At 71.5% G+C, this 26867-nt stretch carries 18 protein-coding genes and 3 pseudogenes; 15 read left to right on the top strand and 6 right to left on the bottom strand.

The window, feature by feature from the left end; genetic code table 11:
- The first annotated feature begins 2 nt into the window (after positions 1 to 2).
- From JF597_RS34700 to JF597_RS34655, 10 genes are all read left to right on the top strand, one after another.
- Positions 3 to 959 (top strand): LLM class F420-dependent oxidoreductase, encoded by a 957-nt coding sequence (locus JF597_RS34700; RefSeq protein WP_294004553.1) that lies wholly within the window; start codon positions 3 to 5, stop codon positions 957 to 959.
- A 30-nt stretch (positions 960 to 989) separates the two neighbouring features.
- Complete coding sequence (locus JF597_RS34695; RefSeq protein WP_294004548.1) at positions 990 to 1601, top strand: isochorismatase family cysteine hydrolase; 612 nt, start codon at positions 990 to 992, stop codon at positions 1599 to 1601.
- Entirely contained in the window at positions 1598 to 4555 is a 2958-nt protein-coding gene (locus JF597_RS34690; RefSeq protein WP_294004545.1) for an FAD-binding and (Fe-S)-binding domain-containing protein, read from the top strand. Before JF597_RS34695 ends, JF597_RS34690 begins: the two co-directional genes overlap by 4 nt.
- Positions 4556 to 4601: 46 nt before the next feature.
- Positions 4602 to 6404 (top strand): thiamine pyrophosphate-requiring protein, encoded by a 1803-nt coding sequence (locus JF597_RS34685; protein WP_294004542.1) that lies wholly within the window; start codon positions 4602 to 4604, stop codon positions 6402 to 6404.
- Complete coding sequence (locus tag JF597_RS34680) at positions 6401 to 7510, top strand: enolase C-terminal domain-like protein (RefSeq protein WP_294004539.1); 1110 nt, start codon at positions 6401 to 6403, stop codon at positions 7508 to 7510. The genes JF597_RS34685 and JF597_RS34680 overlap by 4 nt, the downstream gene beginning before the upstream one ends.
- 199 nt (positions 7511 to 7709) lie before the next feature.
- Complete coding sequence (locus JF597_RS34675) at positions 7710 to 8723, top strand: SDR family oxidoreductase (protein WP_294004536.1); 1014 nt, start codon at positions 7710 to 7712, stop codon at positions 8721 to 8723.
- Positions 8724 to 8869: 146 nt separating this feature from the next.
- Positions 8870 to 10414 (top strand): APC family permease, encoded by a 1545-nt coding sequence (locus JF597_RS34670; RefSeq protein WP_294004533.1) that lies wholly within the window; start codon positions 8870 to 8872, stop codon positions 10412 to 10414.
- A gap of 32 nt (positions 10415 to 10446) precedes the next feature.
- Entirely contained in the window at positions 10447 to 11907 is a 1461-nt protein-coding gene (locus JF597_RS34665; protein WP_294004530.1) for an aldehyde dehydrogenase family protein, read from the top strand.
- Between the two features lie 130 nt (positions 11908 to 12037).
- Complete coding sequence (locus JF597_RS34660) at positions 12038 to 13000, top strand: alpha/beta hydrolase (protein ID WP_294004527.1); 963 nt, start codon at positions 12038 to 12040, stop codon at positions 12998 to 13000.
- A gap of 56 nt (positions 13001 to 13056) precedes the next feature.
- Entirely contained in the window at positions 13057 to 13971 is a 915-nt protein-coding gene (locus tag JF597_RS34655; RefSeq protein ID WP_294004524.1) for a squalene/phytoene synthase family protein, read from the top strand.
- Here JF597_RS34655 and JF597_RS34650 read toward each other — a convergent pair.
- From JF597_RS34650 to JF597_RS34640, 3 genes are all read right to left on the bottom strand, one after another.
- Entirely contained in the window at positions 13962 to 15854 is a 1893-nt protein-coding gene (locus tag JF597_RS34650; RefSeq protein WP_294004521.1) for a glycoside hydrolase family 97 protein, read from the bottom strand. The genes JF597_RS34655 and JF597_RS34650 overlap by 10 nt on opposite strands.
- Positions 15855 to 15879: 25 nt before the next feature.
- Positions 15880 to 18216 (bottom strand): Tat pathway signal sequence domain protein, encoded by a 2337-nt coding sequence (locus JF597_RS34645; protein WP_294004754.1) that lies wholly within the window; start codon positions 18214 to 18216, stop codon positions 15880 to 15882.
- Between the two features lie 402 nt (positions 18217 to 18618).
- Positions 18619 to 18915 carry an RICIN domain-containing protein gene (locus JF597_RS34640; protein ID WP_366916488.1) on the bottom strand — a complete coding sequence of 99 codons (297 nt, stop codon included), beginning with the start codon at positions 18913 to 18915 and terminating at the stop codon, positions 18619 to 18621.
- Between the two features lie 24 nt (positions 18916 to 18939).
- On the opposite strand from JF597_RS34640, the pseudogene JF597_RS34635 reads away from it, so the two are divergent.
- Positions 18940 to 19875: pseudogene (locus JF597_RS34635) on the top strand (cytochrome P450); the annotation flags it as partial.
- Positions 19876 to 19887: 12 nt separating this feature from the next.
- On the opposite strand, the gene JF597_RS34630 reads toward JF597_RS34635, so the two are convergent.
- Entirely contained in the window at positions 19888 to 20442 is a 555-nt protein-coding gene (locus JF597_RS34630; RefSeq protein ID WP_294004519.1) for a cysteine hydrolase, read from the bottom strand.
- Positions 20443 to 20602: 160 nt separating this feature from the next.
- On the opposite strand from JF597_RS34630, the gene JF597_RS34625 reads away from it, so the two are divergent.
- A complete protein-coding gene (locus JF597_RS34625; RefSeq protein ID WP_294004517.1) occupies positions 20603 to 21217 on the top strand; it encodes a TetR/AcrR family transcriptional regulator in 615 nt (204 codons plus the stop codon).
- 318 nt (positions 21218 to 21535) lie between these two features.
- On the opposite strand, the pseudogene JF597_RS34620 reads toward JF597_RS34625, so the two are convergent.
- Positions 21536 to 21625: pseudogene (locus tag JF597_RS34620) on the bottom strand (NADP-dependent oxidoreductase); the annotation flags it as partial.
- Between the two features lie 31 nt (positions 21626 to 21656).
- Between JF597_RS34620 and JF597_RS34615 the strand changes: the two are divergent.
- From JF597_RS34615 to JF597_RS34605, 3 genes and pseudogenes are all read left to right on the top strand, one after another.
- Positions 21657 to 22058 (top strand): helix-turn-helix domain-containing protein, encoded by a 402-nt coding sequence (locus tag JF597_RS34615; RefSeq protein WP_294004514.1) that lies wholly within the window; start codon positions 21657 to 21659, stop codon positions 22056 to 22058.
- An 88-nt stretch (positions 22059 to 22146) separates the two neighbouring features.
- Positions 22147 to 24289 (top strand): annotated as a pseudogene (locus JF597_RS34610) (M4 family metallopeptidase).
- A gap of 212 nt (positions 24290 to 24501) precedes the next feature.
- Positions 24502 to 25698: a glycoside hydrolase family 3 N-terminal domain-containing protein gene (locus JF597_RS34605; RefSeq protein ID WP_294004511.1), complete on the top strand. Its 1197-nt coding sequence runs from the start codon at positions 24502 to 24504 to the stop codon at positions 25696 to 25698.
- 22 nt (positions 25699 to 25720) lie between these two features.
- On the opposite strand, the gene JF597_RS34600 is transcribed toward JF597_RS34605, so the two are convergent.
- Positions 25721 to 26512, bottom strand: a complete 792-nt coding sequence (locus JF597_RS34600) for a hypothetical protein (protein WP_294004508.1) — start codon at positions 26510 to 26512, stop codon at positions 25721 to 25723.
- Positions 26513 to 26867: the final 355 nt, after the last annotated feature.

Here is a 26867-nt window from a genome sequence, read left to right as displayed (position 1 = left end):
CGATGGCGGGCTTCGGATACTTCCTCTCGTGCGAGGAGCACAGCCCCGCGGAGCTGGTCGAGCAGGCGCGGATGGCCGAGCAGGCCGGTTTCGAGTCGCTGTGGATCTCGGACCACTACCACCCCTGGCACGACGGGCAGGGCCAGAGCCCGTTCGTGTGGTCGGTGATCGGCGCCCTCTCCCAGGCGGTCTCGCTGCCCGTGGAGACGGCCGTGACCTGCCCGCTGGTGCGTACCCACCCCGCCGTGATCGCCCAGGCGGCCGCCACCGCCGCGGTGCAGCTGGACGGCCGGTTCCGGCTGGGGGTGGGCACCGGTGAGGCGCTGAACGAGCACATCCTCGGCACGGTCTGGCCGGAGGCGCCGGTGCGGCTGGAGATGCTGGAGGAGGCGCTCCAGATCATCCGGCGCCTGTTCACCGGGGAGCAGGTCAGCCACCGCGGCAAGCACTACACGGTGGAGAACGCCCGGCTGTACACGGTGCCGGACGAGCCGGTGCCGATCGACGTGTCGGCGTTCGGACCGCAGGCCGCGGAGGTCGCCGCGCGCATCGGCGACGGGCTGATCACGATGATGCCCGACGAGTCCGTGGTGGAGCGGTTCCGGCGCGGGGGCGGCGGCGCCAACCCGGTGTACGGCGGGATGAAGGTGTGCTGGGGCACCGACCGGCAGGAGGCGGTGCGCACCGCACACCGGCTGTGGGCCAACGAGCAGCTGCCCGGTGAACTCCCGCAGGTCCTGCCGACCCCGCGCCACTTCGAGCAGGCCATGCAGCTGGTCACCGAGGAGCAGGTCGCGGAGTCCGTGCCGTGCGGCGACGATCCGGACGACCACGTCAAGGCGGTGTCCGCGTTCGTCGAGGCGGGGTTCGACACCGTCTACGTGAACCAGATCGGCCCGGACCAGCAGGGCTTCTTCGACTTCTACCGCACGAAGGTCCTGCCGCAGCTGCGGGACTGACCGCGAGAACAGCGGAAGGTGGTGAACGCCGTGACCGGGCCCGGAGCGACCGACGGCCGCGCGCTCGTCGTCATCGACATGATCAACACGTACGACCACGAGGACGCGGAGCTGCTGCTGCCCGCCGCGGAGCAGGTGGTGCCCGTGCTGGCGGACCTGATCGGCAGGGCCCGGGCGGCGGGCGTGCCGGTGATCTACGCGAACGACAACTTCGGGCTCTGGCGCTCCCACCACGGCGAACTCGTCGAGTCCGCGCTGTCCCGCCCGCACGCCGACCTGGTCGAGCCGATCCGCCCGGACGACGACTCCCTGTTCGTCGTCAAGGCCCGGCACTCGATCTTCTACGACACGCCCCTCGCCTATCTGCTGTGGGAGCTGGGGGTCGGGACGGTGGTGCTGAGCGGCCAGGTCACCGAGCAGTGCGTCCTCTACTCGGCCCTGGACGCCCACATCCGCCATCTGGAGGTCATGGTGCCCAGGGACGCCGTCGCCTCGATCCACTCGGGCCTGGCGTCGGCGGCGCTGGACATGATGGAGCGCAACATGGGGGCCCGGATCGTCCTGGCGAAAGAAGTCGACTTCCTGGGTACCCGGGGGGCCGTACCGGAGGAAACTCCACGTCAGCCCGGAGGTCGGCGATGAGCACACGCGTTCCCGGTGAGTCACTGGACGGCCTGGTCACGGCCCTGCGCGACGGGACCGACGCGGAGGTCCGTTTCGATGCCGGGAGCCGGGGCGCCTACTCGACGGACGGCTCCAACTACCGGCAGGTCCCGCTCGGCGTGGTCGTGCCGCGCACCGTGGAGGCCGGTGCCCACGCGGTGGAGCTGTGCGCCCGCTTCGACGTCCCGGTGCTGTCGCGCGGCGGCGGCACCAGTCTCGCCGGCCAGACCACGAACGAGGCCGTGGTGATCGACTGGAGCAAGTACTGCAACGCGCTGGTCTCCGTCGACCCCGACGCCCGCACCTGCGTGGTGGAGCCCGGCATCGTCCTGGACGAACTCAACCGGCGGCTGTCCGACCACAAGCTGAAGTTCGGCCCCAAGCCGTCAACGCACAGCCACTGCGCGCTCGGCGGCATGATCGGCAACAACTCGTGCGGGGCCTCCGCGCAGGCCTACGGCAAGACGGTCGACAACGTGCGCCGGCTCGAAGTGCTGACGTACGACGGGCTGCGGATGTGGGTGGGCCCCACCTCGAAGGCCGAGCGGGCCCGGATCGCCGCCGAGGGCGGCCGGCGGGCCGAGCTGTACGACGGCCTCGACCGGCTCGTCGCCGAGTACCTGGGGGACATCCGGCGCGGCTACCCGGAGATCCCGCGCCGGGTCTCCGGCTACAACCTGGACTCGCTGCTCCCGGAGAACGGCTTCGACGTGGCCAGGGCCCTGGTCGGCAGCGAGGGCACCCTGGTGAACGTGCTGCGCGCCGAGCTGGAACTGGTGCCCGTGCCGTCGTACGAGTCCCTGCTGGTGCTGGGGTACGACGACATCTGCCAGGCCGCCGACCACGTGCCGCTGCTGCTGGAGCACTGCTCCCCCGGCCAGCTGGAGGCGCTGGACGGGCGGATGGCGGAGTTGATGCGCGAGGAGCAGGCCTACCTGGAGTCGCTGCGGGTGCTGCCGGAGGCGGACAGCTGGCTGCTGGTGCAGTTCACCGGGGACAGCCAGGACGAGGTCGACGAGCAGGCGCACGCGCTGCTGAAGGCGATCGGCAGGTCGGAGAAGGACTCCTCGGTGGCCTTCTCGGACAATCCGCAGCGCGAGCAGAAGATGCTCAAGGCGCGGGAGGCGGGGCTCGGGGTGACCGCGCGGCCGCCGGACGACCGCGAGACCTGGGAGGGCTGGGAGGACTCGGCGGTGCCGCCCGAGCGGCTCGGCGACTACCTGCGGGACCTCAAGGGGCTGTTCGAGGAGTTCGACTACGACCACCCCTCGCTGTACGGGCACTTCGGGCAGGGGTGCGTGCACACCCGGATCCCGTTCGGGCTGAAGACCGCCGAGGGTGTCGCCGACTTCCGGCGCTTCGTGGAGCGGGCCGCCGACCTGGTGGCCTCCTACGGCGGTTCGCTGTCGGGCGAGCACGGCGACGGCCAGGCCCGGGGCGAGCTGCTGACCCGGATGTTCGGGGAGCGGCTGGTCGGCGCCTTCGGCGAGCTGAAGGCGCTGTTCGACCCGGGCAACCGGATGAACCCCGGCAAGGTCGTCGACCCGCATCCGGTGGACGGGCAGCTGCGGCTCGGGGCCGCCTGGCGGCCGGACGCCCACGACACCCACTTCGGGTATCCGGAGGACAACCACTCCTTCACCCGGGCGGTGCTGCGCTGTGTCGGCATCGGCAACTGCCGGAGCCTGGAGGGCGACGTCATGTGCCCCTCGTACCGGGCCACCCGCGAGGAGGAACACTCCACGCGCGGGCGGTCGCGGCTGCTGTTCGAGATGCTCGACGGGCATGCCGACTCGGCGGTCAAGGACGGCTGGCGGTCCACGGAGGCCAAGGACGCCCTGGATCTCTGTCTCGCCTGCAAGGGCTGCAAGTCGGACTGCCCGACGGGCGTGGACATGGCCACGTACAAGGCGGAGTTCATGGCCCACCACTACGCGGGCCGCCTCCGCCCGGCCGCCCACTACTCGATGGGCTGGCTACCCCTGTGGGCCCAACTGGCCGAGCACGCGCCCGGGTTGGCGAACAGCGCGCTGCACGCGCCGCTGCTCGGCCGGGCCGGGAAGGTCCTCGCCGGGGTGGCCGGGGAGCGGCAGCCCCCGGTCTTCGCCGAGCGGTCCTTCGTGCGCTGGTGGCGGGCCCTCGGCACCGAGCAGCCGGACCCGGCGGATCCGGCGACCGTGGTCCTGTGGCCGGACACCTTCAGCAACCACTTCCACCCCTCGGTCGCGATGTCGGCCGTGCGGGTCCTGGAGGATGCCGGCTTCCGGGTGGCCGTGCCCGAGACACCCGTGTGCTGCGGCCTGACCTGGATCTCGACCGGTCAGCTGACCGTCGCCAAACGGGTGTTGCGCCGCTCGCTGCGGGCGCTGGCGCCCTACCTGGAGGCAGGCACGCCCGTCATCGGCCTGGAGCCGTCCTGTACGGCCGTGTTCCGCTCCGACGCCCCCGAACTGCTCCCCGACGACCAGGACGTGCAGCGGCTCGCGGGGCAGACCCGCACCTTCGCCGAGCAGCTCGTCCACCACGCGCCGGCCGGCTGGCAGCCGCCGTTCCTGGCCCGGCAGGCGACCGTGCAGACCCACTGCCACCAGCACGCGATCATGAAGTTCGACGCCGACCGTGAACTCATGCGCCGTGCCCGCCTGGACGCGGACGTCCTCGACGAGGGCTGCTGCGGCCTGGCCGGCAACTTCGGCTTCGAGCGCGGGCACCACGACGTCTCCATGGCGGTCGGCGAGCTGGGAGTGCTGCCCGCGGTGCGCGGAGCCGCCCCGGACAGCCTGGTGCTGGCCGACGGGTTCAGCTGCCGCACCCAGATGGCCCGGCGGCCCGCCGAACCCTCCGGAACGGCGCGGTGGGCGACCACCGCGGCCGCCGGGATCCTCGCGGCCGCGGCCGCGCTGGGCGCCGTACGGCAGTTGCGCCGCCCGTAGACGCACGCAGACGCACGCACGTCAACTTCAGGAAAGGTTGTCGAACATGTCGACGAAGGTCTCCGACTACATTCTCCAGCGGCTGCGCGAGTGGGACGTGGACCATGTCTTCGCCTACCCCGGCGACGGCATCAACGGTCTTCTCGCGGCCTGGGGACGGGCGGAGAACAAGCCCCGGTTCATCCAGTCCCGGCACGAGGAGATGTCCGCCTTCGAGGCCTGCGGGTACGCCAAGTTCTCCGGCAAGGTCGGCGTCTGCGCCGCCACCTCGGGACCCGGCGCCATCCATCTCCTCAACGGCCTGTACGACGCCAAGCTCGACCACGTCCCGGTGGTGGCGATCGTCGGGCAGACCAACCGCAGCGCCATGGGCGGCTCCTACCAGCAGGAGATCGACCTGCTCAGCCTGTACAAGGACGTCGCCTCGGACTTCTGCGAGATGGTCACCGTGCCCGAGCAGCTCCCGAACGTCCTGGACCGGGCCATGCGCACGGCCATGGCGCGCCGCTCGGTGACCGCTCTGATCATCCCGGCCGACGTGCAGGAACTCGACTACTCGCCGCCCGAGCACGCCTTCAAGATGGTGCCGTCCAGTCTCGGCATGTCGCACTACGCGCCGGTGCCCGACGACGGCGACCTCCAGCGGGCCGCCGACGTGTTGAACTCCGCAGGCAAGACGGCGATCCTGATCGGCCAGGGCGCGCGCGGCGCCCGCACGGAGGTCAAGGAGGTCGCCGACCGGCTCGGTGCGGGGGTCGCGAAGGCGCTGCTGGGCAAGGACGCCCTCGACGACGACCTCCCCTACGTCACCGGCGCCATCGGGCTGCTCGGCACCCGGCCGTCGTACGAGATGATGCGCGACTGCGACACGCTCCTCGTCATCGGCTCCTCCTTCCCCTACACACAGTTCCTGCCGGCGTTCGGCAACGCGCGGGCGGTGCAGATCGACATCGACCCGCACATGGTCGGGATGCGCTACCCCTTCGAGGTCAACCTCGTCGGCGACGCCGCCCGGACGCTGCGCAGGCTGCTGCCGCTGCTGGACCAGATGGAGGACCCGTCCTGGCGGCAGAAGATCGAGAACAACGTCAGGGACTGGTGGGAGGTGATGGAACGGCGGGCCGCCGTCTCGGCCGACCCGATCAACCCCGAGTACGTCGCCCACGCCCTCAGCGGGCTGCTCCCGGACGACGTCATCCTCTCCTCCGACTCCGGCTCGGCCGCCAACTGGTATGCCCGGCACCTGAAGCTGGGCGGGGCGATGCGGGGTTCGCTGTCGGGGACGCTGGCGACGATGGGGCCGGGGGTGCCGTACGCCATCGGCGCCAAGTTCGCGCACGGCGACCGGCCGGCGATCGCCCTGGTCGGTGACGGGGCGATGCAGATGAACGGCATGGCCGAGCTGATCACCATCGCCAAGTACTGGCAGGACTGGGCGGACCCGCGGCTGATCGTCGCCGTCTTCAACAACCGGGACCTGAACCAGGTGACGTGGGAGATGCGGGCCATGGAGGGCGCCCCGCAGTTCCTGCCCTCGCAGTCCCTCCCGGACGTCGGGTACGCCGACTTCGCCCGCTCACTGGGCCTGACCGGCATGCGGATCGACGAGCCGGGCGGGGTGCAGGGCGCCTGGGAGGCCGCGCTCGCCGCCGACCGGCCGTGCGTGCTGGACTTCGTGACCGATCCGGCCGTACCGCCGATCCCGCCGCACGCCACCCTCGACCAGATCGAGGCCGCGGCGGCCGCCGTCCTCAAGGGCGACAGCGACCGGGTGGCGATGGTCCGGCAGGGCTTCAAGGCCAAGGTCCAGGAGTTCCTGCCGCACCGGCACGAAGCGGGACGGCGGTGAGCGACCTGCCGGCCGTCGAGCGGGTGGACAGCGCCGTCTACACCGTTCCGACGGACACGCCCGAGGCGGACGGGACCGCGGCCTGGGACAGCACCACGCTCGTCCTGGTCACCGTCCGCTGCGGGGAGGTCACCGGACTCGGCTACACCTACGCCCCGGCCGCGGCCGCTCGGGCCGTCGACGACCTGCTCGCGGGGGTGGTCACCGGCCTGCCGGCCCTCGACGTGCCGCGGGCCAACGAGGCCATGCAGCGGGCCGTGCGCAACGCGGGGCTGCCGGGGATCGCCGCCGAGGCGATCTCCGCGGTGGACATCGCCCTGTGGGACGCCAAGGCGCGGCTGCTCGGGCTCCCGCTGGTGGAACTGCTCGGCGCCGCCCGTGACGACGTGCCGGTGTACGGCAGCGGCGGCTTCACCACGTACGACGCGGAGCGCCAGGACCGGCAGTTGCGGGGCTGGGTGGCCGAGGAGGGCATTCCCAGGGTCAAGATCAAGATCGGCGAGTCCTGGGGCAGCCACGAGGCACGTGACCTGGCACGGGTGGCCCGGGCCCGGAAGAGCATCGGCGACGCGGCCGAGTTGTACGTGGACGCCAACGGCGGCTACGGCGCCAAGCAGGCCGTGCGGGTGGCGGCGGGGCTGGACGGGGAGGGCGTGACCTGGTTCGAGGAGCCGGTCTCCTCCGACCGCCTCGAGGCGCTCGCCGCCGTCCGCGGCCGGGTCATGGCCGACGTGACGGCCGGGGAGTACGGCTACACGCTGCCGTACTTCCGGCACATGCTCGCCGCCGGGGCCGTCGACTGTCTGCAGGCGGACGTCACCCGCTGCGGCGGGATCACCGTCTGGCTGCGGGTCGCGGCGCTGGCGCTCGGCCACGGCCTGGAGATCTCGGGGCACTGCGCGCCCGCCGCCCACGCGCACGCGGCCGCCTCGGTGCCGAACCTGCGGCACCTGGAGTGGTTCCACGACCACGTCCGCATCGAGCGGCTGCTCTTCGACGGCGCGCCGAGCCCGCAGGGCGGCGCCCTGGTCCCCGGCCGGGACGGGTCCCCCGGCCTGGGCCTGCGCCTCGACGCCGAACGGGCCCGCCCCTACCGCATCGGCTGACGAAGCGAGCCCTACGGGCCGAAGCCGACAGACCGAGGCCGACGGACCGAAGCTCAGGGACCGAGGCCGACGGACCGAAGCTCAGGGACCGAGGCCGACGGACCGAAACCGACACACCGAGTCGACGGACCGAAGCCCACGAACCGAACCGACAGAGCGAAGCTCACAGACCCAAGCTCACGAACCGAAGGAAAGGACCATGTCGCAAGTCGTCGTCATCACCGGAGCAAGCGCCGGTATAGGCCGTGCCACGGCCCGGCTCTTCGCCGAGCGGGGTGCGCGCGTCGCGCTCATCGCGCGGGGCGAGGCCGGTCTGGAGGCGACCGCCGAGGAGGTCGGCGAACGCGGCGGCCACCCGCTGATTCAGCAGGCCGACACCGCGGACCCGCGCCAGATGGAAGCCGCCGCCGACGCCGTCGAACGGCTCCTCGGGCCCATCGACGTCTGGGTCAACTGCGCCTTCACCAGTGTGTTCGCGCCCTTCACCGAGATCACCCCGGAGGAGTACCGGCGAGTGACCGAGGTGACCTACCTCGGCTTCGTGAACGGCACCCGGGCCGCTCTCGCCCGGATGGTCCCCCGCGACCGGGGCACCGTCGTACAGGTCGGCTCCGCGCTCGGCGAACGGGCCATCCCGCTCCAGTCTGCCTACTGCGCGGCCAAGCACGCGATCAACGGCTTCACCTCGTCGGTCCGCGTGGAACTGCTGCACCAGGGCAGCAACGTGAACGTCACCGTCGCCCAGATGCCGGCCGTCAACACCCCGCAGTTCTCCTGGGTACGCACCCGGCTCCCCCGCCACGCACAGCCGGTGCCGCCCATCTACCAGCCCGAGGTGGCCGCCCGCGGGGTCCTCTACGCCGCCGATCATCCGAAGCGCAAGCAGCGCTACATCGGGGCCACGACCGCGGCGACGATCTGGGCCAACCGGCTGGCCCCGGCGCTGCTCGACCGCTACCTGGCGCGGACCGGCTTCGACTCCCAGCAGACGGACGCCCCCGCACCCGCCGGTCCCGGCAACCTCTACGCGCCGGCCGACTCCGTGCCCGGCACCGACCACGGCGCCCACGGCGAGTTCGACGACCGGTCGCACGGGCACTCCGTGCAGGCCGCGCTGGCCCGGCACCCGGCGGTGACGGCCGCGACCACGACCGCCCTGACCGTCGCGGCGGTCGGCGGGGTACGGCGGCTCCTGGGCAGCAGGAGCGGCTAGCGCCGGGCCCCGCGTTTCCGGCAGGTTTCCGTCGGCTATGAGTGCCCGGGACGATGGTCACGACTTGGGCCCAAACGCTTGTGCGCTTGTGCGGTGCAGTGGACCATGGCCGAATCGCGCCCCTCCCGAGCACGCTGGAGCTCCCGGTGACCGCTGCCCCCATCGCACCCGAGCCGGTCGACGCGCCGGCCGCCGCCCAGGTGGAACGGCAGAAGCTGCGCAAGCACTTCGGCCGCTTCGACATCCTGTTCTTCCTGCTGTGCACCATCGTCGGGGTGGACACCATCGGTGCCGTGGCCTCGTCCGGTGCCGAGGCCTTCACCTGGCTGATCGTGCTGGCAGTGGTGTTCTTCGTGCCGTCCGCGCTGCTGATCGCCGAACTGGGGGCCGCCTTCCCCGACGAGGGCGGCCCCTACATCTGGACCAGCCGGGCCTTCGGGCGGCTGGCCGGCGCCGTCAACAACTTCCTGTACTGGATCACCAACCCGGTGTGGCTGGGCGGCACCCTCGCCGTCTCCGCCGTCACGGCGTTCACGACCTTCTTCAACGGCGGGAAGGACCTGAGCACCCCCGCCTTCTACGTCTTCACCGTCGTCTTCGTCTGGGTGGGCGTACTCGCGGCGATCCTCTCCTTCGACGTCGGCAAGTGGATCCCGACCATCGGCGCCTGGAGCCGGTTCGTGCTGCTCGGCCTGTTCACCGTCACGGTCGTGGTGTACGGGATCCAGCACGGCCTGCACGGCTTCGGCGCCGGTGACTTCTCGCCGACCTACGCGGGGTTCGTCGCCCTGGTCCCGGTCCTGATGTTCAACTACGTCGGTTTCGAGCTGCCCAACACGGCCGGCGACGAGATGACGAACCCGCAGAAGGACATCCCCTACGGCATCTTCCGCAGCGCCGTGCTCTCCGTCCTCCTCTACGCGCTGCCGATCCTCGGCATCCTGCTCGTCCTGCCGGTCAAGGCGATCACCGGCCTCGGCGGCTTCGTCGACGCGATCCGCCAGGTCTTCACGGTGTACGGCGGCCATGTCGGCGCCGACGGCACGGCCACGCTCAGCGGGTTCGGCACCGTGCTCGGGGACCTGGCCGGGATCATGTTCATCCTCACGGTGCTGTCCTCGGGCGTCACCTGGATCATGGGTTCGGACCGCGCCCTGGCCGTCTCGGGCTACGACGGCGCCGCGCCCCGCTTCCTCGGCGTCATCTCCAGCCGGTTCGGCACCCCGGTCCGGGTGAACATCCTCAGCGGCCTGGTCTCCACCGGTGTCCTGATCCTCGCCCACCAGCTCACCAACGGCAGCGCGGCCAAGCTCTTCGGCGCGGTCCTCGGTCTCGCCGTCTCCACCACCCTCGTCAGCTACCTGGGCATCTTCCCGGCGCTCCCGTTCCTGCGCCGCAGGTACCCGGACACACCCCGCCCCTACAAGGCCCCCCTCCCCTGGGTCATCAGCGTGGTCCTCACCCTGCTCATCCTCTTCGCCAGCGTGCAGCTGGTCGCGCCGGGGGCGGGCGACCACTGGTTCGGCGCCGACTACGCACCGGACGGCTGGACCCACGCCGAGCGCGGCAAGTACCTGCTGACGGAGCTGGTCCCGCTCGTCGGATTCATGCTCCTCGGTGTGCTGTTCTGGGCGCTGGGCCGCCCGACCCGGGCGGCCGCCGCCGCCGACAAGCGGAGCACAAATGCTTGAATCCTAAACATGCTGCTCCTACGGTTGCGTCCATGCCCCTCATTCGCGAACTTCTGATCGGCGGCAAGGACGTCCCCGCCCTGTCCGGCCGCACCACCGAGGACATCGCCCCCTACACCGGCGAGGTCTACGCCACGGTCGCCGCGGCCGGGCCCGAGGACGTGACCCGCGCCGTGGACGCCGCCGACGCGGCCTTCGAGGCGTGGGCCGCGCTCGCCCCCTTCGCCCGCCGCGCGATCTTCCTCAAGGCCGCCGACCTGCTGGAGTCACGCGCGCAGCAGGTCGCCGACCTCATGGCCCAGGAGGTCGGCGGCACCCGGCCGTGGGCCGGTTTCAACGTGGGTCTCGCCGCGAACATCCTGCGCGAGGCCGCAGCCGCGATCACCGCGCCGCGGGGCGAGGTGCTGAGCGCCCAGGAGGCGGGCGCCCTGGGGCTCGCGGTACGGGAGCCGCTCGGCGTGGTGGCGGCGTTCGCGCCGTGGAACGCCCCGGTCATCCTCGGTGTCCGTGCGGTCGCGGCGCCGCTCGCCGCCGGCAACACGGTCGTCGTCAAACCCAGCGAGGACGCGCCGATCGCCTGCGGGCTGCTCGTCGCGGACGTGCTCCGCGAGGCCGGGCTGCCCGACGGCGTGCTGAACGTGGTCACCAACGCCCGTGAGGACGCGGCCCAGATCGCGGAGGCGCTGATCGCCGACCCGCGGGTACGGGCGGTGAACTTCACCGGCTCCACCGGCGTCGGCCGGATCATCGGCACCCACGCGGCACGGCACCTCAAGCCGGCGGTGCTGGAGCTGGGCGGCAAGAACGCGGTGCTCGTCCTCGCGGACGCCGACGTGGACTACGCGGTGGACGCCGTCACCTTCAGCATGTTCATGAACTCCGGGCAGATCTGCATGTCGGGGGACCGCATCCTCGTCCACGAGTCCCTCGCCGACGAGTTCGTCCAGAAGCTCAGCGCCAAGGTCGCCGCCCTCCCGTCCGGTGATCCGGGCGACCCGCGCACGGTGGTGGGCCCGCTGGTCACCGCGTCCGCCGCGGAGCGGGTGGCCGGGCTGGTGGCGGACGCGGTCGGCAAGGGCGCCACCGTGCTCACCGGGGGCGGCCGGCCGGAGGGCGCGGTGCATCCGGCGACCGTCCTCGCCGACGTCCCCAAGGACGCCGAGCTGTACTACGCGGAGGCCTTCGGACCGCTCGGCGTCGTCGAGACGTTCACCGACGACGCGGCCGCGATCGCCCTCGCCAACGACACGGACAACGGTCTGACCTGCGGCATCATCACCGAGAACGCCACCCACGGGCTCGCGGTCGCGCGCCGGATCCGTACCGGGATCGTCCACATCAACGACCAGTCCGTGGCCGACGAACCGCACGCGCCCTTCGGCGGGATCAAGGCCTCCGGGTACGGCCGGTTCGGCGGGCGGTGGGGCATCGAGGCGTTCTCCAACACCCGCTGGGTGACCCTCTCGACCCAGCAGGCGCACTACCCGTTCTGAGCGCCGCGCCGGCGGTACCCGGCGGACCGGGGGTCCCGGCCCCGGACCGCCGCCGGCTCCGGACGCCTCCCCGGCCGCCGGAGCCGGCCACGACGGGTAGCCGAAGATCATTGCGCGTACGCTCGTGCACATGGTTCAGCATCGAATGGTCGACGTGAACGGGATCCGGCTGCACATCGCCGAGGAAGGTACCGGCCCGCTGGTCCTGCTGCTGCACGGGTTCCCCGAGTCCTGGCACTCCTGGCAGCACCAGTTCGGCCCGCTGGCCGAGGCCGGCTTCCACGTGGTCGCCCCCGACCAGCGCGGGTACGGCAGCAGTGATCGTCCCGCGGACGTCGAGGCGTACGGGATCTTCCAGCTGGTCGGCGATGTCGTCGGACTGATCCGGGAGCTGGGCGAGGAGCGGGCGTTCGTCGTCGGGCACGACTGGGGGGCGCCGGTCGCCTGGCACACCGCGCTGTTCCGGCCCGACCTGGTGCGCGGGGTGGCCGGGCTGAGCGTGCCGCCGCCGTTCCGCGGGGCGCAGCCGCCGCTGGAGACGATGGACCGGAGGTTCGGCGGGCGCTTCTACTGGAACTACTTCAACCGGCCGGGTGTCGCCGACGCCGAGTTCGGCCGCGACCCGCGCGCCACGCTGCGGAAGTTCTTCACCATGGCCTCCGGCGACGGCGCCGGCACCGGTGAGATCCGGCAGCCCCTGGTCGACCCCGAGCGCGGCTGGCTCGCGGACATGCCGGATCCGGAGTCCCTGCCGGGGTGGTTCACCGAGGCCGACCTCGACGCGCTCACCGAGAGCTTCTCCCACGGCTTCACCGGCGCCCTCAACTGGTACCGCAACCTCGACCGCAACTGGGAGCTCACCGCCCCCTGGCAGGGCGCCGCCGTCACCCCGCCCGCGCTGTACGTCTACGGCGACCGCGACCTGGTCCCGGCGTTCCCCGGCACACCCGAACTCATCGCGCGGCTGCCCGAGTTGATGCCGAACCTGGTGCGCGAGCCCGTGAAGCTGGCGGGCTGCGGGCACTGGACCCAGCAGGAGCGGCCGGACGAGGTGAACGCGGCGCTGCTCGAATTCCTGAACTCCCTCTCCTGAGAGCACGGTTCACGTCCCCCGACCGGGCGGTCCCCGGCACCCTCTACGATCACTGCGTGAGCGCGTGGAACAACACCCTGACCGCGGCAGGCGTCACGGACCCGGAACTGCGCCGGGACTACGGCGTCCAGCGTCGGCTGGTGCGGCGGTACCGGCGCAGCGCCTACCTGGCCTGCCGGGTGCTGCTGCCGCCCGCCGTTCTGCCGCATGTGGTGGCCGCGACCGCGGTGATGCACCACGGGGACACACTCCTCGACTCCGGCCCGAAGCCGGAGCGGGCGGCGGCCTGGGACGCCTGGGAGAAGCGGGTGCGCACCGGGCTGGAGACCGGGACCAGTGACGATCCGCTGATCCGCACCCTGTTGCACACCGTCACGACCTACCCGCGGCACCGGGAGGCCGTGGAGTCGTACCTGGCCACCGCCGCGGCCGAGCTGGAGTTCGACGGCTTCGCGACGGAGGCCGACTACCAGGCCTATGTGGACGCCTACTCGCTGCCCGCCTTCCTGCCGATCGCCGGACTGCTGGGGCCGGGCAGCGACCCCGACGGGCGGTTCCGGGCGGGCTGCCGCACGCTCATCGACGGCAGCCAGCGACTGGACTTCGTCAACGACCTCGCCGAGGACCTGCGGGAGGGGCACCTGGGGATCCCGGCGGAGACCCTGAAGCGCTTCTCGGTCACGGTGGCGGACCTCGAAGCGGGCCGGGCCTCCGACGGTCTGCGATCCCTCGTGGAGCACGAGGTCGACAGGGCCCGGGTTGATCTGCGGTCCGGGCGGGAGGTGCTGGACCTGATGCCGGCCGCCCACCGGCCGATGGTGAGCGCCCTCGTCGAGATCGAGCTGATGACCGCGGAGGCCGTACTCGCCCGCGGTACGGGGGTGCTGCGGGGTTCCGCGTCACCGTCCACGGCGGGCACCCTCAGGCTGTTGCTCGGTGCCCGCCGGGCGGCGGTGCGCGCTCAGCGGTAGCAGGTGGTGAGGCCCGGGTGCCAGCGGCAGGCGATCCCGGCGAAGCCGCCATTGGCGACCACGTCGACGCTCAGCTCGTCGCCTCCGCGCAGCACTCGGCTGTCCTGGACGAGGCCGTCGGCGCCGTCCCTGATCGTCTGCACCAGCCACCGGCCCCGGCCGACGGTGAGCGGCACGGTGGCGGTGTGGGCGGCGCCGGCGTAGACCCCGCCGAGGAACCAGCGGTCCCCGCTGCGGCGGGCGAGCACGGCCTCCTGTCCGGGGCTGCCGGCCAGCAGCCGGGTGTCGTCCCAGGCGGCGGGCTCCTGGTCGAGGAAGTCCCGGGCGAGGGGCCGTTGGTCGTACGACTCGGGGGTGCCCGCGAACATCTGGAGCCCCGACTCGTAGGCGACGGTGAGCCCGAGCTCGGCCGCGTCGGAGTCGGGGCGCAGGCCGACCCGCTGGAAGCCGCCGGGGGTGAAGTCCATGGAGCCGATGACGTTGCGGGTGAAGGGCAGGGTGGTGAGGTGGGCGGCGGTGTTGGTGCGCTTCTCCTCGCCGCCGACGGCCTCCATGGTCATCACCTGGGGCCAGGTGCGCTGGATGCCCTTGGGCAGGGTGGCGCCGTGGAAGTCGACCATGAGGTGGTGCGCGGCGGTCTCCGCGAGGATCGTGTCATACCACTGGAACATGGACTGCGCCTCGGAGTTCATGAAGTCGATCTTGACTCCCTTGACGCCCCAGCGTTCCAGGGTCGGCAGCCACTGGGCGCGTTCCTCGGGGGTGTCGAGGTCGCGCTGGTGGATCCAGACGATGATCCCGACGCCCTTGGCCCGTGCGTAGTCGACGAGCTGGGGCATCCAGCTGTCGGTCTGCCAGTCGGGGTCGGTGACGTCCCACTCGTCCTTCTTGAAGTACCAGCCGGAGTCGACGGCCTCGTAGGGCCAGTGGTGTGCGGCCGCGTAGTCGACGTACGCCTTCTGCGCGTCGAGGCTCTGGCCCGCGGTGCGGCCGCCGGCCAGCCAGGTCCACAGCACCGTGCCGGGACGGATCCAGGAGGTGTCGGCGACCTTGGAGGCGGGCGCGAGATCGTCGGTGAAGGTCGACCGGGTGACGGTGGCGAGGTCCCCGGTGATCATGGCGCGCCAGGGGGTGGTGAGGGCGCCGTCGGTGTGGACCTGGCTGTCGGCGAGCTTGACGCGGTACGTGCCGGTGCCCTGCGTGTGCGCGAGCCGGGCGCCGGAGTAGGTGCCGGTGAGGTCGGACTCCGCGAGCAGGGTGTAACCGCCGTCGGTGGCGAACAGGGCCTGGTCGGAGTACTCGCCGGTCGGGGCGGTGGCGGCGGTGTACTGGTTGAACTGGCCCTCGTTGTCGACCCGGTAGGTGCTGAGCCAGGCTCCCGCGTCGGCCGGCAGATTGAACGCGGAGGTCTCGCCGAGGACGTCGCCGTACCCGGCCGGCAGGACGTAGCGGTAGGCGATGCCGTCGGCGGAGGCGCGGACGACGAGGTCGAGGCGGGCGCCGGCGGCGGTGGCGAAGGACAGCCGGGTCTCGTTCATGCGCACCCGGCGGTCCAGGCGCTTGCCGGACTTCGCCCGGTAGTGCTCCTCGACCGTGCGGTCCTTGCGGTGCAGGAAGCGCAACCCCTGGGAGAGGTCGGCCTGCTGGGTGACGATACCGACGGGCGACGGCTCGACGACGGTCCGGCCGTCACGCGAGACCGTGAGACTGAGGGTGCCGGTGGTGTCGTCGAGGGCGATCCGGGCACGGGGTGCGTGGGCCGCCTCGGTGACGGTCCAGGCGTGCGGCTGCTGCTCGGCCCGTGCGGGCGCGGTGGTGAGGAGGGTGGCCGCCAGCCCGGCACAGAGTGCGGCGACCATGCTTCTTGGGAGTGGAACGGCCATGTGAACGCTGCCTTACGGTCGGTGGTTACGGCAGTCCCCACGCCGCGCCCGGTTCACTGACGGCGACGGGGGCGATGACGAGGTCGGGGCGGGTGCCTGAGTACACGAGGACCTCGCGGCCGCGGGGCAGGTCGATGGCGAGGGTGCCGTCGCCGAGGTCGTGGGTGCGGGCCGGGGTGCCGTCGTCGAGCAGGACGGTGAGCCGGCCGGTCAGGCCGTGCCGGAGCTTGAGGGGCTCGCCGGCGAGGCTGCGGATCCGGATGAACCGGGTGCTGCTGGCCTTGCGCACCGCGCTCACCAGGAAGGCGCCCTGGGTGCGGAAGTCGTGCAGGGTGAGGTCCGCCCAGGCGGTCGGGACGGCCGGGAAGACGCGGATGATCCCGCCCCAGCTCTGGCAGAACATGTCGTGCAGGGACTGCGAGGCGGACAGCGGGGTCTCGATGACCGGACCGGCCTCGGTGTAGTGCGTGTTGGCCCGGCAGGGGTAGCGGGTCGTGGGGTCGAAGAACTTCCGCAGGTAGCCGATGGCGGTGTCGCCGTCGCCGGTCATCGCGTACATCGAGGCGGCCCCGGTGTAGCTGTAGCCGCGGTGGGCGCCGGTCAGCGCGTGCCAGTGCACGACGGACTTCGTGATGAGGTCGCGGTTCTCCGGCTGGTCCCAGTTGACGAGGTACAGCGGGTAGACCATCAGCAGGTGCGAGTAGTGGCGGTGGGACTGGTCGTACGGGGTGTCGGCGCCGATCATGAAGCCGTTGCCGTCGACCGGGTACGAGGTGAGCCGGGCCAGTATCTCCTGCCAGCGTGGCTTCAGCTCGTCGTCGACACCGAGCAGTTCGGCGGAGTCGAGGAGGGTCTGGCAGCCCCAGCGGATCAGGGCGAGGTCGTAGTTGGTGTCCTGCGGCGGGACGACGGGGTACTCGGGCGAGAGCGTGCTCGGCAGGTGCAGCCTGCCGTCGCTGCCCGGGGTGAGGAAGTGCCAGTAGTAGTTGATCGTGCGGCGCAGCAGCGGATAGATCGTGTCGCGCAGCAGGGACTTGTCCATGGAGTGGCGGTACGACAGCCAGACGTTGTGCAGCGCCCAGGTGAGGTCGCCGGTCTCGGCGCCGGTTCCCGGTTGTCCCACCTCGCGGTCGGCGAACATGTCGGAGCTGCGGCCGATGCCCGAGCTGTCCGGGCGGTAGGCGGCGGGCACGTTGGCGGTGAGCTGTTCCTGGCTCTGGCGCAGGGTGGTGGCGAGGGAGTCCAGTTCCGGGTGGTTGAAGGCGTGGATGAGCCAGTACTCCAGCTGGACGTTGAGGTTCCACCAGACCGCCGGCCAGGGAGTGGGCTCCAGCCAGGGGCCGGGGGTGGCCATGACCGGGCCGTCGGCGCGGCTGGCGGAGGCGACCTTGTAGAGCTGGATCCAGTGGAAGCTCTGCAGCCGCTGGTCGGGGAAGGAGACGAAGCTCTTCCGGTAGAAGGCGTGCCACCACCGGGTGTGGCGTCGCCTGAGCGTGCCGTATGACACAACACGGTGCAGATTCCGCCGGGAGTCGGCCTCGGCGGCGCTGTCCGAGGGGAAGCTGTGGCCGACGCTCAGCAGCAGCTCGTCGCCGGAACGGCGGTAGGAGGTGGCCGTCTGGCCGCCGCCGGTCAGCGGCTGGAGGACCTGTTCGGTGCCGTCGGCCGTGGTCCGGGTGGTCCAGGGCGGGTTGGCGGTGTAGCCGGCCGGCGGGGCCTCCTGGATCTTGCGGGGGCTGATGGCCTCCTCCGGGTGGAAGGTCCAGGTGACGCGCTCGCCGCCGGCGGCCGTGGCGCGGACGGCGAGGACCTCGTCGTGGATGAGGGCGGCGAGGGTGAGGGTGCCGGCGGTGGTGGTGACGGTGCCGGTGAGTTCGGCGTTCCACAGGCTGAGGCGCCAGTCGACGGCGGTGATGGTGCCGGCCGGTTCGAGGGTGAGGTGCCCGACGGGCAGGCGTGCGGTGCCCCAGCCGCTGCCGAACTGCGGGCGGTGGTCCTGGACCCGGCCGTGCTGGACGGTCAGGCGGATCTGGTTGGCGCCCGGCTCCTGGTAGACCATGCTGCCGAGCAGCCCGTCGCCGAGGAACGGCCCCTCGTACCAGAGGGTCGGCAGCCTGGTCCACAGCAGGTCCTGACCGCGCAGGAACCGCTCCCAGGCGCCGTCGGTGGTCATGGTGTCGCGGAGTTTCCAGGGGTGTCCGGCTCCGGCGGGCTTCTCCTGCTCCCCGTGGGCGGCGAGGGCCGGTGCCGTCGATGCCGCGTGGGCGGCCCCGGGCAGCGCGGCGACCGCCGCGCCGCCGAGGGCGGTGCCGAGTACGGCTCTGCGGGGGACCGGTGAACGTGCGTCCGGGTGTGAGGTCATCATCGTCCTCCATACCTGACGGATCATCGATACATCGGGTGTATCGGCGAACCTAGGCATCGCACGTGCACCTGTCAACAACTCCAGCACGGGGGAGATTGCGCTTACTTGAGCCGCTGAGGGGGCCTGAGCTCCCTGTTCACATCAATAACTACAACTCAAGTAGTTGACTCCTCCGATGTATTGAGCCTGATGCCTGCCTGCGCGCCGCCGCTCGACAGCACAGGCGGCCGCAAGGGGGACGCCGACGCCCGTCTGCCGTGCGGCGCTACGACGGCACGGCGCTCAGGACGGACGCGTACGGCACCTGGTTCGACGTCGAGATCGCCCAGGAGGACGCTTCCGGCCGTGCGGAGGCGCGTTTCCGCGACCTCCGCCACAGGACCGGATGGCGGGCCGTGGTCAGCCCTTGTGCCACTTCTGGTTGGGCGTGCCGGAGCAGGTCCACAGCTGGAGCTTGGTGCCGTTGGCCGTGCCGTTGTCGGTGACGTCCACGCACTTGTCGGCGAGGGCGCTGACCAGGTCGCCCTGCGCGCTGAGGTAGAACAGCTGGGCACGGTTGCCGCTGCACTTGGCGACCTGGATCGCGGTGCCGTTCGCGGTGTTGGCCCAGGCCAGGTCCATGCACAGGCCGAGCGAGCGGACGGTGCCGTCCGACTGGAAGACCCACTTCTGCTTGGCGGCGCCCGAGCAGTCCAGGATCTCCAGCCGGGTGCCGTCCCCCGGAGCGTGATCCAGCGGCAGTTCGGGGCGGGGTCATCAGCAGCTACACCGACTTCCTGCGCGGGCTGACGGCGAAGACCCTCGACGCTGCACTGGCCAAGCGGACCTTCGACTTCGTGACGGAGGTCTCCGCGAACTTCCCCATCAACGTCCTGGCCCGGCTCCTCGACGTGCCGCCAAAGGACAACCAGCAGCTCATCGACTGGGGCAACCGCATCATCGGCAACACCGACCCCGACTACGCGGACGTCCTGCTGCACAGCACGGAGAGCGAGAAGTACCGCGACCAGCCGTTCCGCTCCCCCGCCTCGCTCGAAGTCTTCGCGTACGGGCGGGCGCTGGCCCGGCGGCGGCGCGGGGGCGGACCTGGTCTCCGGACTGGTCAACACCACCCCGCGCGACGGAGTCCCGCTCTCCGCGCAGGACTTCGACAACTACTTCCTGCTCCTGGTGGTGGCCGGCAACGAGACCACCCGGCACACCATCACCCACTCGGTGCTGGCCCTCCTCCAGCACCCCAAGCAGCTGGCCCGGCTCAGGGACGACCCGTCGCTGATCCCGACGGCGGTGGAGGAGTTCCTGCGCTGGCCCCCCGTCTACCACTTCCGCCGTACCGCCACCCGCCACGTCGAGCTCGGCGGCAAGCGGATCAGGGAGGGCGACAAGGTCGTCATGTGGTACGCCTCCGGCAACCGGGACGAGGAGGTCTTCGGCGACCCGTACGACTTCGACGTGGCCCGGCGGAACAACGACCACGTCACCTTCGGCAAGGGCAGCCCGCACCTGTGCCTGGGCAACCTGCTCCCGCGCGCCGACATCATGTTCGAGGAGCTGATCCCCCGGCTGGCCGACATCCGACTGGTGGGCGAAGTCCCGCGGGTGCGCTCCACCGTCGTCGACGGGATCAAGAAGCTGCCGGTCGAGGTCACCCTCGCCTGTCGGCGGGCGTCAGTGTGCTGCCACCCAGTCGTCGACGGTCGTGACCTCCGCCTGCTTCGGGAACACCTTCTCCGTGAGCACCCGGTGGATCTCCGGGTCGGAGTCGAGGCAGCCGTCGGACAGGACGGTGAGCTCGAAGTCGAGGTCGGCGGCCTGGCGCAGGGTGGACAGCACGACGCCGCTGGTGGCGATGCCGGTGAGGACGAGGTGATCGATCCCGCCGGCCCGCAGCACCATGTCCAGGTCGCTGCCCGCGAAGGCGCTGACGCGGCGCTTGGTGACGACCGGCTCGCCGGGCGCGGGAGCGACGTCCGGGTGGACCTGGGTGGCCCTGTCGTCCCCGGCCTGCCGCGTCGCGGCGCCCACGAGGCCGCGGAACATCTTGTTGCGGGCGCTGACCTCCGGGTAGCCCGGGCGGAAGCCGACGACCACGTAAATCACGGGGACGCCGCCGGCCCGGGCGGCCTCGATCGCCTTGCCCAGGCGGGGCAGGTACCCGGAGTCGGGAAAGCGGTCGACGACGACCTGCTGGACATCCATGACGAGCAGGGCTTGCTGAGGCACCGTCTCTGTTCCTTCCACGCGGCCCCGTTGGTCATCAAGCGATTACTTGGCAACGTAGACCGCGCTGGGGGATCATGTCAACGCATGATTACTTCGTGGCGGACTCGCGGAACCCCGGTCCGTCGAGGGGGCCGGGGTGGCGTTGGAGAGAGGAGCCGCTGTGTCGTCGGACGACGTGACCGATCAGGCCGCCGCCGGGGCCCGCCGCCGGGATGCCGCGGCGACCCGGCAGGCGCTGCTGCTGGCCGCCCGCGCCCGGTTCACGCAGCTGGGCTACGACCGTACGACGCTGCGGGACGTCGCCGCGGACGCGGGCGTCAACCTCGCCCTCATCAAGCGGTACTTCGGCTCCAAGGAGGGCCTGTTCAAGGCGGCGCTGGCGTCGACGCCCCGGTTCCTGGGCGGTGACGGGGAGTTCCCGCGCGACCGGGCCGCGCTGGCCGAGGCGCTGAGCCGGCAGCTGGCGGCCGGGGCGTGGGCGGAGTTCGGCGAGCACCCGGTACTGATGCTGCTGCGGGACTCCGGGGACGAGCAGGTGGCCGAGCTGCGTCGGCGGGCCCTGGCGGAGTTCGGCCGGCAGGTGCTCGAAGCGTCGGGCGCCCCTGCGGCACCCGACGCCCGGCTGCGGGCGGAGCTCCTGGTCGCCCTCGGCGTGGGGGTCGCCGTCGTACGCTCCGCGGTGGGCCTGCTGCCCCTGGCCGACGCGACACCCGAGGACCTCCTGGGCCCCCTCCGCGACATCGTGGAGGGGCTGCTCGGACCGCGTCCGGACTGAGCGGCCCGTTTCGGACGGATCACTCGGGCCGGGCGGAGTCCTTGATGACCTCGCCGAAGTCGCCGCGGCGTGAGCACTACCAAGCACTACCGCAGACGGTGCGCCACCACCGGACGACCGGACCGGCCGAGCGCCGCGACGTGCCGGACCGGCCGAGCGCCGCGACGTGCCGGACCGGCCGAGCGCCGCGACATGCCGGACCGGCCGAGCGCCGCGACATGCCGGCCGCCTGCTGCGGCGCCGTCGTGGCTTGTCGCGCCCACGCGGCGGAGCCGTATGCCGGCACAGCCCCGCGCCCTTCCAGGGCGCGCCGCCCGCTCAGGGAACCAGCACCAGCCGCCCGCACACTCCGCCCGCCGCGAGGCGGGCGTGGGCCTTTGCGGCATCGTCGAGTGAGAACGTCTCGGCTGAAGGTGCCTAGGTCCCCCAGAGGTGAGCGATGCCGACGACGGCGGCCCAGCGGCGCGAGCAGGCGCGCGTGGAGTACGACGCGTTCATCCGGGCCTGCCCCACCAACCAGTTGCTCGACCGGATCAGCGACAAGTGGGTCAGCCTGGTCGTCTGCGCACTGGTCCCCGGCCCCCTGCGCTACAGCGAGCTCGGCCGCAAGATCACCGGCGTCAGCCCCAAGATGCTCACCCAGACCCTGCGCTCCCCGGAACGGGACGGCCTCCTCGCGCGGACGGTGACCCCGGCCGTCCCCGTCCGCGTGGACTACGAACCCACCCCGCTCGGCCGCAGCCTCTCCTTGCTGCTGGCGGGAGTGAAGGACTGGGCGGAGACCCATATCGAGGAACTCCACGAGGCCCGCGAGCGCTATGACGCGGAGGCCGAGGGCTGAGGACTGAGGGCTGTTGCGAGAGTCGGTCCCGGGCGTGTCGTGAAAGCGGGGACGGAGCTCACAGCGTCCACGAAATTGCCGGACGGCCATGGGTGTTGATCACGTCATGACTCAAGGACCAGCGCCTCGCCCCCTGTCCGACGAAGCCCTCTCCGACCTCCTTGGCAAGCAGCAGTTCGGCACGCTCGCCACCATCAAGCGCAGTGGCCGCCCCCATATGACCACCGTGCTGTACAACTGGGACGCCGACGCCCGCATGGTGCGGTTCTCGACGACGGCCGACCGCATCAAGGTCGCGCACCTGCGGCGCAACCCGCATGCGGCGCTGCATGTGCAGGGCGGCGACCTGATCGTGCACGAGCGCGGCAACCGCCTCACGGTGTCGCGCGCCACGAAGGCGGCCCTCTCGCTCGCGTCCACCAAGGCGAAGGTCTCCTCGGCCACGGCGAAGGCCAAGGCGCTCACCACGGCGGCCAAGGCCGGCGCCGAGCATCCCGCGGTGGACGGCAGCCCGCGCCTCGTCGTCTGGGCCGGCTCGGGCAAACCCGCCCTGGCCTGGGAGTCCGTGGTCGGCGGCTTCCAGGACGACGGCACCCCCAACGAACTCCACGTGATCACCGACGCGGGCACCGGAAAGCAGCTCTTCCGGTACCAGGGCGTCGAAACCGGCACCGGCACCGGTCAGTTCAACGGGACCGTGCCCCTCAGCACCACGCTCTCCGGTACCACGTACCAACTCGTCGACGGCGACCGCGCCGGACACCGCACCTACGACCTCAACCAGGGCACCTCCGGCACCGGCACGCTCTTCACCGACGACAACGATGTCTGGGGCGACGGCACTCCGGCCAACCGGCAGACCGCGGGCGTCGACGTCGCCTTCGGCGCCGCGGCCACCTGGGACTACTACAAGAACGTCTTCGGCCGCAACGGCATACGCAACGACGGCGTCGCCGCCTACAGCCGCGCCCACTACGGCAGCAACTACGTCAACGCCTTCTGGCAGGACAGCTGCTTCTGCATGACGTACGGCGACGGTTCGGGCAACACCCACCCGCTCACCGCGCTCGACGTGGCCGCCCACGAGATGAGCCACGGCGTCACGGCGGCCACCGCGGGGCTCACCTACTCCGGCGAGTCGGGCGGTCTCAACGAGGCGACCTCCGACATCTTCGCCGCCGCCGTCGAGTTCTACGAGAACCTGCCGGCCGACGTCCCGGACTACCTGGTCGGCGAGAAGATCGACATCAACGGCGACGGCACCCCGCTGCGTTACATGGACAAGCCCTCCAAGGACGGTGCCTCCAGCGACTACTGGAGCTCCTCGCTCGGCGGCCTCGACGTCCACTACTCCTCGGGCCCGGCCAACCACTTCTTCTACCTGCTCTCCGAGGGCAGCGGCGCGAAGACGGTGAACGGGGTCGCCTACGACAGCCCCACCTACGACGGCCGGCCGGTGACCGGCATCGGCATCGACAACGCCCAACGCGTCTGGTATCGGGCACTCACCACCTACGGGCGCCCGGACCGCCACCCTCCAGGCCGCGGCCGACCTGTTCGGCGCCTACAGCCCCTCCTACCTCGCCGTGGCCGACGCCTGGGCGGCGATCAACGTGGGCCATCGCGTCGCGCTGGGCGTCAACGTGGCGCCGATCGCCGACCAGATCAGCGGCATCGGGCAGGCGGTGTCGCTCCAGACGGACGCGTACACCACCAACTCGGGTGCGGGCCTGACGTACACGGCGACCGGCCTGCCGGACGGCCTGACGATGAGCGACACCGGCCTGATCTCGGGCACCCCGACCACCCTCGGCACCAGCGACGTCACCGTCACGGTCACCGACGGCACCGGCGCGAGCAGCACGGTGAGCTTCGCCTGGGAGGTGGCCTACGTCTACGCCAACGCCACCCGCGTCGACATCCCCGACAACAGCACGGCGGTGGAGTCCCCGGTCACCGTCACCGACCGCACCGGGAACGCGTCGGCGACCACCCAGGTCTACGTGAAGATAATCCACACCTACCGGGGCGACCTGACGGTCGACCTGGTCGGCCCGAACGGAACGGTCTACTCCCTGCTGAACCGCAGTGGCGGCTCCGCCGACAACGTCGACCAGACGTTCACCGTCGACGCCTCCGCACAGCCGCTGAGCGGCACCTGGAAACTCAGGGTCCAGGACCACGCCGCGATCGACGTCGGCTACATCGAGCAGTGGCGGCTCATCCCCTGAGCCTGACCGGCCCCCGTCCCTGAGGGGATGCGCGGAGTCGTTGCCGCGCGCCGTCCCCCCAGGCCCGTGGCAACGGCTCCGCCCGGGTGCTGTCGGCACCCGGGCGGCGTAACGTGTTGTGCGAATGAACCGGTCGCGGGCCATGCGGTCCGATGTCGTCCGTCGGCCCGTTGGTCTCCGTGGCGTGCACCCGCATCAGTCAGGAGCGCATCGTGGGGACACCTGTTCGTCGGCGCACGTGCGGCCTCGCCGCCCGGCGCACCACTGTTGGAGTCGTCAGCACCGTGCTCGTCGCCGGTGTGTGCACCGGGCCGGCCGCGGGAGCGACCGGCCACCCGGTGGCCGCCGTGTCCGCGGCGAGCTGCGCCGACACGGTCTACGCGGGGATGACCCAGGCACAGCGCGTCGGCCAGCTCTTCATGGGCGGGGTCGCCGCCAACCGCCCGAGCACCACCGACCTGCAGACGCTGCGCACCTACCACGTCGGGTCCGTCATGCTCACCGGCCGCAGCAGCGCCGGGACCACCGCGACCAGGAAGGTCGTGGACGCGTTCCGCACGCAGGCCGACACGGTCGGCGGGCACCGGGTCGGGCTGCTCGTCTCCACCGACCAGGAGGGCGGCCAGGTCCAGGTGCTCAGCGGCCCCGGCTTCTCGGTCATTCCCAACGCCCTGACGCAGGGCACGTGGTCCACGGCCACCCTGCGCAGTCGCGCCACGACCTGGGCGGGGCAGCTCAAGGCGGCGGGCCTGGACCTCAACCTCGCCCCGGTCGCCGACGTGGTGCCCGCGAGTCTCGGCACCCGCAACGCCCCCATCGGCCACTTCTACCGCGAGTACGGCCACACGCCCGCCGTCGTGACCTCGCACACCGGCGCCTTCGCCGCGGGCTTCCGCGCGGCCGGGGTGATGACCACGTTCAAGCACTTCCCCGGACTGGGCCAGGTGATCGGCAACACCGACACCACGGCGAACGTGGTGGACTCGGTGACGACCGCGTCCAGTTCGAGCCTCCAGCCGTTCCAGAGCGGGATCAAGGCGGGTGCGCCGTTCGTGATGATCTCGTCGGCGAAGTACACGAAGATCGACTCCAGGCACCTCGCCGCCTTCTCACCGACCGTCATCAACTCGCTGCTGCGCACCAAGTTCGGCTTCAAGGGAGTCGTCATCTCCGACGACCTCGGCCAGGCGGTCGCGGTGCGCGCCTACACCCCGGCACAGCGGGCGGTGCAGTTCATCGCCGCCGGCGGCGACATGGTCCTCACGGTCAAGGCGTCGACCGTACCGGCGATGGTCCAGGGGGTGCAGGCCCAGATGGCGAGGGACGCGTCGTTCCGCACCAAGGTCGCCGCCTCCGTGCACCGCGTCCTCACGGCCAAGGCGACCGCCGGCCGCCTCACCTGCAGCTGAGGCCTGAGCGGGACCGGGCCGCTCAGGCCGGATCGAGTGCCGACGTGTCCCGGCGGGAGACGGCGAGGTAGCCGACGAAGCAGGCGATGGCGGCCGTCCAGGCGAGGGTCACCGGTGCCAGCCCCAGTCCGAGGCCGCCCCGGCCGTGGCCGACCGCCATCCAGTCGGCGAGCGAGGCGCCGAGGGGGCGGGTGATGACGTAGGCCGTCCAGAAAGCGGTCACGGCGTTCAGCGCACCGCCCCGGTGGGCGATCGCGGGGATGCAGATCGCGACGGCGAAGAGGACCACCGAGCCGAAGTAGCCGAGGCCGGCGGTGGCGGTCAGGTCACCGGCGGCGGTGCCGAGGGCGAAGGTGGCGAGGACGGTCGCCCAGTAGAAGGTCTCACGGCGGCGGGTGCGGATGCCGTGGATGGACAGCGTCCGCTCGACGGCGTACCAGAGGGCGAAGACCGCGGCCAGCACGACGACGAAGAACGGGGTGGACAGCGCGTAGGGCACGCCGAGACCGACGTGCAGGACGTCGGCGGCCATCGTCCCGAACACGCTGACCATGACGACCGCGGTCCAGTACACCCAGGCGATGTACCGGCGGACCGCGAACTGCACGGCCAGGGACGCCGCGAGGGCGAGACCGCCGAGGCCGACGGCCGGTATCGGGCCGAGGACGCGGGCCAGCAGGTCCGACGCGGTCTCGCCCATCCCGGTGGTGAGCACCTTGATGATCCAGAAGTAGACGGTGACTTCCGGCACCTTGTTCGCCATGGTGCGGAGGGGAACGCGGGAGCGGTCGTCGAGGAGGTGCTCAGTGGTCATGGTCGGCACGATGACATGCGGGACTCCCGCTGCCACAGATGTCTTTACCAATGCTTTGGCGCCTCTGGTGCATGAGTTTCAGCTTCCCGCGCCGGACCTGAACACAACCTGAACGACACAGCGAACTCCCTGGTCGTGGTGGTTGGGTGAGTGGTACGGGGGTGCGTGCACGGGTGGTCGTCACGGCTGTGGGCCCCGCATGGCGCACCCACGATCGTCTAGACCCGGACTTCGCACATGGGGTTTCAGGTGTCCAGCCAGCGTGGGCGGGTTTCGTCGATGCCGAGTAACTCGAGGAGGTGGGCTTGAACCCCGCGGTTGATCAGAATGGTTGGCGGGTCGGTGGCGGTTTTGG

The sequence above is a fragment of the Streptomyces sp. genome (assembly GCF_019510245.1).
GTDB lineage: Bacteria > Actinomycetota > Actinomycetes > Streptomycetales > Streptomycetaceae > Streptomyces.
This window is presented reverse-complemented; position numbering and strand designations above follow the sequence as displayed.

Bases quoted from the DNA above. Each gene is read 5' to 3' on its own strand.
- JF597_RS34700 (WP_294004553.1), top strand. From the start codon at position 3: ATGGCGGGCTTCGGATACTTCCTCTCGTGCGAGGAGCACAGCCCCGCG.
- JF597_RS34690 (WP_294004545.1), top strand. From the start codon at position 1,598: ATGAGCACACGCGTTCCCGGTGAGTCACTGGACGGCCTGGTCACGGCC.
- JF597_RS34685 (WP_294004542.1), top strand. From the start codon at position 4,602: ATGTCGACGAAGGTCTCCGACTACATTCTCCAGCGGCTGCGCGAGTGG.
- JF597_RS34675 (WP_294004536.1), top strand. From the start codon at position 7,710: ATGTCGCAAGTCGTCGTCATCACCGGAGCAAGCGCCGGTATAGGCCGT.
- JF597_RS34665 (WP_294004530.1), top strand. From the start codon at position 10,447: ATGCCCCTCATTCGCGAACTTCTGATCGGCGGCAAGGACGTCCCCGCC.
- JF597_RS34660 (WP_294004527.1), top strand. From the start codon at position 12,038: ATGGTTCAGCATCGAATGGTCGACGTGAACGGGATCCGGCTGCACATC.
- JF597_RS34650 (WP_294004521.1), bottom strand. From the start codon at position 15,854: ATGGCCGTTCCACTCCCAAGAAGCATGGTCGCCGCACTCTGTGCCGGG.
- JF597_RS34645 (WP_294004754.1), bottom strand. From the start codon at position 18,216: ATGACCTCACACCCGGACGCACGTTCACCGGTCCCCCGCAGAGCCGTA.
- JF597_RS34615 (WP_294004514.1), top strand. From the start codon at position 21,657: ATGCCGACGACGGCGGCCCAGCGGCGCGAGCAGGCGCGCGTGGAGTAC.
- JF597_RS34600 (WP_294004508.1), bottom strand. From the start codon at position 26,512: ATGACCACTGAGCACCTCCTCGACGACCGCTCCCGCGTTCCCCTCCGC.